Origin of the sequence: Sphaerobacter sp. (assembly GCF_019683595.1) — a bacterium.
Lineage (GTDB): Bacteria > Chloroflexota > Chloroflexia > Thermomicrobiales > Thermomicrobiaceae > Sphaerobacter.
In genome coordinates this window covers 1-6,677 of record NZ_JADGHZ010000187.1, presented here as the reverse complement: position 1 = coordinate 6,677, position 6,677 = coordinate 1, and the positions used below count along the sequence as shown (strand labels likewise).

Annotated in this window: 4 protein-coding genes; 1 reads left to right on the top strand and 3 read right to left on the bottom strand. The window is 70.4% G+C overall.

Going from position 1 to position 6,677, the window contains the following annotated elements:
* Nucleotides 1–109 precede the first annotated feature (109 nt).
* The 3 genes from IRZ30_RS14660 to IRZ30_RS14650 form a co-directional block, all read right to left on the bottom strand.
* Nucleotides 110–1,681, bottom strand: coding sequence for an ATP-binding protein (locus tag IRZ30_RS14660; protein WP_294086214.1), 1,572 nt, complete (start codon nt 1,679–1,681; stop codon nt 110–112).
* Nucleotides 1,682–1,882: 201 nt separating this feature from the next.
* On the bottom strand, nt 1,883–3,127 hold the full coding sequence (locus tag IRZ30_RS14655; RefSeq protein WP_294086213.1) for a CoA transferase: 1,245 nt from the start codon (nt 3,125–3,127) through the stop codon (nt 1,883–1,885).
* Between the two features lie 46 nt (nt 3,128–3,173).
* Nucleotides 3,174–5,090, bottom strand: coding sequence for a CocE/NonD family hydrolase (locus IRZ30_RS14650; protein ID WP_294086212.1), 1,917 nt, complete (start codon nt 5,088–5,090; stop codon nt 3,174–3,176).
* Between the two features lie 342 nt (nt 5,091–5,432).
* On the opposite strand from IRZ30_RS14650, the gene dinB reads away from it, so the two are divergent.
* The gene (gene dinB / locus IRZ30_RS14645) at nt 5,433–6,617 is read left to right on the top strand and encodes a DNA polymerase IV (RefSeq protein ID WP_294086210.1); all 1,185 of its coding nucleotides are present in this window, start codon (nt 5,433–5,435) and stop codon (nt 6,615–6,617) included.
* The last annotated feature ends 60 nt before the right edge of the window (nt 6,618–6,677 follow it).

The following is a 6,677-nucleotide window of genomic DNA, read 5'->3' as shown; positions in this document are numbered from 1 at the left end:
ACGCATGACATCCCCCTCTCCCAACGTTGGGAGAGGGGGTCAGGGGGTGAGGGCCTGTTCCCCCAACGTTGGGAGAGGGGGTCAGGGGGGTGAGGGCCGTCTCCCTGCCCTACTTGGGCAACTCCACCCAGAACCGGCAGCCGGCTCCCGGGAGGTTGTCGACGTCGATCTGCCCGCCGTGCGCCGACACGATGCCGTGGCAGATGAACAGCCCCAGGCCCAGCCCACTGCCGCCGGCGCTGTCGCTGCGGCTCCGGGTGTAGCGCGTGAACAGGTGCGGGCGGACGTCGTCGGGGACACCCGGTCCCTCGTCGCACACCTCCAGGCGTGCCCGGTCACCGAGGTCTCTGGCGGCAATGGTGATCCGGCTACCGGATGGGCCGTGGCGGATCGCATTGTCGAGCAGGTTCGCCAGCACCTCTTCCAGCCGTGGGCCGTCCCACCAACCGACCACGGGCTGCTCCGGGAGCGCGAGCACCACCTGATGCTGGGTCAGGCGCGGCTCGTAGCGGCGGACCACCCCCGTGATGAGCTCGCCCAGGTCGACGTCGGTGCGGTGGAGATCGAGGCGATCCATCCCGATCCGCGAGACGTCGAGCAACCGGACCGCCATCTGGGTCATGCGCTCCACCTGCTCCTGCACGATCTCGATCCGCCCGCGGATGTCCTCCGGCAGGCGGTCGGCGCGACGCATGATGAGTTGCAGGTGGCCGCGAATGGTGGTGAGCGGGGTGCGCAGCTCATGCGCGGCGACGGCCAGGAAGTCGTCCTTCTCCTGCTCCAGTTCCCGACGCCAGGTGATGTCCTGCATGATCCCTACCGAGCCGACGAGGTGCCCCTCCTGGTCGCGCAGCGGCGCGAAGTTGCCCAGCACGAACAGGACGGACCCGTCCGGGCGCTCGACGCTCATCTCCACGCCGCGCAGGGTCTCGCCGGCCGCGGCGCGCACCAGCGGGTGGGTCTCCAGCGTGAAGCGCTTGCCATCCGCATCAAGGCAGGGGCACTGCGGCGCCCAGTCCACCAGCCGCATCCCCACGGAGGGCGCGCTGCCGAGCAGGTACCGCACCGCGCGGTTGACGACCGTCAGCCGGTGCTCCGGACCCTCCGCGATGATCACCGCCTCCGGCAGGCGGTCGACAACCGAGCGGAGGAAGACGTGTTCCTCGCGGACACGCCTGAAACGCAGGGAGTGCTCCACCGCGATAGCGATGGCTTGCGCGATGGCGCGCAGCGCCGTGGGGAGGTCGTTTCCGGCCGGCGCCGTGGCAAACCCGCACGCCAAGGCGCCCACGGGCTGGCCGTCCACCAGGAGCGGGCAGGCCGCCGCGGCTCGGAAGCCAGTCCGGGCAGCGGAATCCATGGTCTTGGGCACCTGGTCGGCGATTGCCGACAGGTCAGGAATGAACTGGAACTCACCGGTGCGGATCGCGCGCGTGATCAGGGTCTCCTCGTCCAGCGCGAGCCGCTGCCACTGCGCCACCAGCTCGGGCGGGTGGTTCCGCTGCCCGGCGAGAACCAGCTCCCCTCGCTCAGGGTCGTAGAGGAAGACGGCGGCATTAACCGCACCAAGGGTGAGCACCAGATCGAGCGCGGCCTCCACGACGCCGTCCCGATCGGACGCCCGCGCGAGTAACCGAGTCAGATGGTCGAGCAAGACCCCACCGTCAGGCATGACGGTCATCTGATTCGCACCTCCGCGTGGCACAGATAGCCGGCGCCGCGCCGCGAGCCGCGCGAGTCAGCAAGCCAGGTTCAGACTGCGGCATCTTGACAGAAACGCATCCTGCCAGAACACCGCCCGTTACGCCATAGCCCGAACATCCCTGATGAAAACCCACCTTAAGTACCATGCCCTGGGAAAGAATGCCCGATCGGCATACTTCTACCCTACCGCCCCGGCCTCGCGCAGCCGGGCGTACGCTGCCTCATCCACCCCGATCTCGGCCAGCACCTCGGCCGTGTGCTGGCCCAGCAGCGGCGGCGGACGGCGGATGACCGGCGGCGTGGCGGCAAGCTCGATGGCTGGGCCGATCAGCGGGATCTCCCCCGCCCGGTCGTGCCGCACCTGCTGGATGATCCCCAGGTGGCGCACCACGTCGCTCTCCAGCGCCTGCCCGATGCTCCAGATCGGCCCACAGGGCACGCCCGCCTCGTTCAGCCGCGCGACCCAGCCGTCCACCGTGTCCCCCGCCAGCGCCTCCGTCACCAGCGCGTTGAGCGCCGGGCGGTTGCGGACCCGATCGGCATTGGTGCGGAAGCGGGGATCGTCGACCCACTCGGGGTGACCCAGCACCTCGGCCAGCCGCCGCCAGACCGGCTCGCTGGCGACCGCGATGTTGATGTGGCCATCCTGGACCGGGAACGCGCCGTAGGGCGCCGCGACCGGGTGGTCGTTTCCCTCGCGCTTGGGATCGCCGCCCCCGGCGAGATAGCCCCCGGTCTGGTAGGTCAGGATGCCGAGCACGGCGCCGAGGAGCGAGGTGTCGACCCGTTGCCCGAGCCCGGTCCGCTGCCGCTCGGCAAAGGCACCCAGGACTCCGATGGTGGCGAAGAGCGCCGCCAGGCAGTCGGCGATAGCCACCCCGACCCGCACCGGTCCACTCTCCTCCGTTCCGGTGACGCTCATCAGCCCCGACATCCCCTGCGCGATCTGGTCGTACGCCGGATGCCCGGCGTAGGGCCCCCGCGGGCCGTAGCCGCTGACCTGGCAGAAGATCAGGCCGGGGTTGACCGCGCGCAGCGACTCCTCCCCCAGCTCCAGGCGCTCCATCACCCCCGGCCGGAAGTTCGTCACGATGATGTCCGCCCGCTCGGCCAGGGTGCGGACGAGCGCGGCCCCCTCGGGGTGCTTCAGGTTGATGACCGCGCTACGCTTGTTGCGGTTGACCGACAGGAAGTAGGGGCTCTCCCCGGCGAGGAAGGGCGGACCGTAGCCCCGCGCCGCGTCGCCGTGCGGCGGCTCGATCTTGACCACGTCGGCGCCGAGATCGCCCAACAGCATCGTGCACAGCGGGCTGGAGACCGCCTGCCCGAACTCCAGCACGCGCACGCCTTCCAGCGGCTGCGGCCGCGCGCCGCCGGCCGGGTTGGTCGCGTCGCTCACCTCTGCCTCTCTCTCCTCAGCCACGCCAACCGGTCCGCGCCTCGCGGACGGGGCGTCCTCAGGCGTCCGCTTACTCCTCCTCGACGGGGATGAGCGGCAGGACGATGTGCGATGGATGATCCCGGTCGTGGTGGATCGTGTTGATGGCCACCTGCGTGTGCGTATGGCGACCCAGCGGCTCCCCGGTGTTCGGGTTGACGTCGAAGCGCGGGAAGTTGCTGCTGGAGATGTCGACCCGGATCCGGTGTCCGCGGCCGAACAGGTTGCTCGTCGGGTAGAGCGGGATCTCAACGCGGTAGACCTCGCCCGGCGTCATCAGCTCGGCCCGCTCCGGGCCGTTGCGATAGCGAAGCCGGAGGATGCTGTCGGAGAGGTTCAGCGCGTAGCCCTCCGGGTAATCCGGGCTGGGCGGATAGACATCAATCAGCTTCACCGTCACATCGGTGTCGACCGCCGTGGAAGAGACCCACAGCACCGCACGCAGCGGCCCGGTCACCTCCACCGGTTCCTCCAGCGGCTCGGTCTGGAACACCAGGACGTCGGGCCGGCTGCTCAGGGGCAGGTACGGTGGCCGGGCACCGAAGATATCGGGGGTCGTGCGCTGATCCCACGGGCCGACCTTCACGATGCTGGCCCAGCGATCCTCCAACCGCACCTTGTCCACGATCTCCGGCGGCACCGGGGCGAAGTCGTTGAGCGACGACATGTTGCCGCCGACCGTCGGGACCGGGTCGTCCGGATCGAAGCGGAAGCTGGTGGATGCACTCGATGCCGTCGGGGGCTCGGTCCCGAGCGTGCCGCCCGGACCGAGGTAGTACTCGGTGTAGCGCGTGCGCGCGAGCGGCCATTCACGTTCGGCGCGCCAGCGGCCTCCGTGGAACAGGCGCCCCTCGGGCGTGCGATGCCCGTCGCCGCCTCCCATGACGAAGATCCACACCGGCGGGTCGTCGTCGACCCCGTTGTCCAGCCCCTTGAGATAGCGGTCGAAGAAGCGCAGGTGGTGGTCGTAGACGTTGTCCGCGAAGGTGCCGGCGATCGCGGCTCCCGGGCCGAACTCCACGTCGCCGGCCCAAGTACGGTCGGGCATCTCGGTGCCGTGCGTCCACGGGCCCATGATGACGCGGACCGGACCGCGCTTGGCAGCCGAGAAGGCCGTGAAGTTCTCCAACGTGGCCCGAGTGTAGGAGTCGTACCAGCCGCCGGTGTAGAGCATGGGCACGTCGGCGTGCTGCTCGACGTGGGCCAGGAAGTCGAGCGAGGGCTGGGACCAGAACTCGTCGTAGTCGCCGCGGGTCCAGATATCGAAGAGCCAGCGCTCGTAGCTCGGCACGAGCGCCAGCGGGCTCTGGCCGGGGCGCAGCGGGAGGCGCTGCAGCCAGTCGCGGAAGCGGGTGTGCGCCAGGGCCTGGCGCACCGCCGGGTTGGCCGCGGCTTCCGGGCTGGTGGCCGCGCCCATGAAGGCCCAGGCCATGAAGCGGAGCTCGAAGGCGCCGTTGTGCCGCACCGTGCTGGAGTGCGCCTGGGAGCCACCCTGGTTGACGTACATCGCGGCCAGGTGCGGCGGATTCAGCGCGGCGAGCGCGTTCTGCACCCAGGCGAGGTAGGAGGTGCCGAAGGTACCGACCTTCCCATCGCACCAGGGCTGCGCCGCCAGCCACTCGACGGTGTCGTACCCGTCCTCGGCCTCCTGGGCGAGGAAGCTGAACGTTCCCTCGGAGGCGTAACGACCGCGCACGTCCTGAATCGCCACGACGTAGCCGTGCCGGGCGAAGAAGAGCCCCTTGGTTTCCACCGTGTGCGGCACGCTCTTGTCGTAGGGCGTGCGGACGAGGAGCGCGGGAAACGGCCCCGGGAGCGGCTCCCCATCGTGTGCCGGGCGGTAGATGTCGGTCGCCAGTCGCACCCCGTCGCGCATCGGCACCATGACATCGCGGGCGACGACGACCTCGAACGTCGGCCGCGAGCGCGATTCGCCAGCCTGGCCCATCGCAACCCCCTTCCCTTACGGCAGCATCGGGGGTCATTGTAGCAAGGCGACTCCGCATCATCCCCCTTGACAGCGTACGGACATTGCCCTACGATACGAACGAATGTTCTATTCTGCCGGGGCGGAGTAGAACGGGACATCCCCCTCACCCCGCACCGTGCCGGCCCCGCTCGGACGGAGCCCGCCAGGGGAGAGGGGAAAAGAACGGAACACGCAACACGCAACACGGACCACGCTCCCCGGTCCCCTCTCCCAAGCACCTACCCTGAGCGGAGCCGAAGGGGTGGGAGAGGAGCCAGAGCGTGAGGGTCGACGCCTGACACCCACGAGAGGAGCCGCGCCATGAGCGTCGCGACGCACTGGCCGCGGGTCATCGTCCACGCCGACCTCGACGCCTTCTTCGCCGCCGCCGAGATCTTGCGCCGGCCGGAGCTGCGGGGCAAGCCGGTCATCGTCGGCGGGCGGCCCGGCGGGCGCGGCGTGGTCGCCGCCGCCAGCTACGAGGCCCGCGCGTACGGCGTCCGCTCGGCCATGCCGATCGCGCAGGCGGTCCGCCTCTGCCCGCACGGCGTCTTCCTGCCCGGCGACCACGCCTATTACCGCGAGCTATCGGGCCGCTTCCGCGCCATCCTGGAGCGCTTTAGCCCGCTGGTCGAGATGGTGAGCGTTGATGAGGCGTATCTCGACTTGAGCCACTCCGAGCGCAGCTTCGGCCCCCCGCTGGAGGCGGCGCGCGCCATCAAGCGGCAGGTACGCGAAGAGCTGGGGCTGATCGTCTCACTCGGCGTCGCCACCAGCCGCCTCGTGGCCAAGATCGCCTCCGATCTCGACAAGCCGGACGGCCTGCGCCTGGTCGAGCCGGGCGCCGAGGCAATCACCCTGGCACCGCTGCCGGTCGAGCGCATGCCCGGCATCGGCCCGAAGTCGGTCGAACGGCTCCAGCGGATCGGCGTCACGACGCTCGGCGGGCTGGCGCGGATGCCGGCGGCGGCGCTGCGGCCGATCTTCGGCCGGCGGGCGGACGACGTGATCGCCCGCGCCCGCGGCATCGACCCACGGCCGGTCAACCCGGAGCGCGAGCCGGCCAAGTCGATCGGGCACGAGCGCACCTTCGGCCAGGACCTCACCGACCAGCACGAGATCGAGCGCGCCCTCTACCACCTCGCCGAGCGGACCGGACGCGCCCTCCGTCGGGAGGGGCTGCAGGGCCGCGTGGTCGCGGTCAAGCTGCGCTACAGCGACTTCGAGACGGTCGGGCGGCAGCGGCGGCTGCCCCGGCCGACCGACGACCACCGGGAGATCGCGGCAGTCGCGACGGACCTGGTGACCCGGCTGCTGGAGGAGCGCCGGGCGCCGGTGCGCCTGCTCGGCGTGCGGGTGACCGGGCTCGCCCCGGCCGCGATCCAGCTCACCATGTTCGGCGACGACCCGCTGCGGCGGCACCGGCTCAACCACGCCCTCGACGATCTCGCCGCGCGCTACAACGCCGGCCTGGTCATCCCGGCGCGAGTAGCACGTCATACGTGATGCGTCATGCATCATCCGTCATCCGTCACCCGTAGTGCGTATTTCTCCCCTCTCCCACAA

What these genes read in the sequence shown, in the direction of transcription:
- dinB (WP_294086210.1), top strand. Translation starts at nt 5,433, where the DNA reads ATGAGCGTCGCGACGCACTGGCCGCGGGTCATCGTCCACGCCGACCTC.
- IRZ30_RS14660 (WP_294086214.1), bottom strand. Translation starts at nt 1,681, where the DNA reads ATGACCGTCATGCCTGACGGTGGGGTCTTGCTCGACCATCTGACTCGG.
- IRZ30_RS14650 (WP_294086212.1), bottom strand. Translation starts at nt 5,090, where the DNA reads ATGGGCCAGGCTGGCGAATCGCGCTCGCGGCCGACGTTCGAGGTCGTC.